Source organism: Mesorhizobium sp. M1A.T.Ca.IN.004.03.1.1 (genome assembly GCF_003997555.1).
Classification (GTDB): domain Bacteria; phylum Pseudomonadota; class Alphaproteobacteria; order Rhizobiales; family Rhizobiaceae; genus Mesorhizobium.
The window spans coordinates 1-288 of the sequence record NZ_RZTV01000191.1; the positions used below are offsets into that span (position 1 = coordinate 1).

Sequence of the window (288 nt, forward strand, 5' to 3'; positions counted from 1 at the left end):
CACTTTTCCTGGAATTGCTTGGCAAAGGAGGCGTAATGGCCTTCGACATTGTGGTGAAGCGCGTCTACGAGACGCCCGAGAAGACCGACGGACAGCGGGTGCTGGTCGATCGCATCTGGCCGCGCGGTGTCGCCAAGAAGGATGCCGCGCTGACCTTATGGCTCAAGGACATCGCGCCGAGCGACGAGCTGCGCAAATGGTTCGGGCATGAGCCCGGGCGCTGGGCGGAGTTCCAGAAGCGGTACCGGGCGGAGCTCGACCGCAACGAGGAGGCTGTGGCGCAGTTGC

At 63.9% G+C, this 288-nt stretch carries 1 protein-coding gene; it reads left to right on the plus strand.

What is annotated here, in order from left to right; all coding sequences use genetic code 11:
- Positions 1–35 precede the first annotated feature (35 nt).
- Positions 36–288: DUF488 family protein (locus EOD29_RS31285; protein ID WP_127248802.1), on the plus strand; the 253-nt coding region annotated here is incomplete at its 3' end.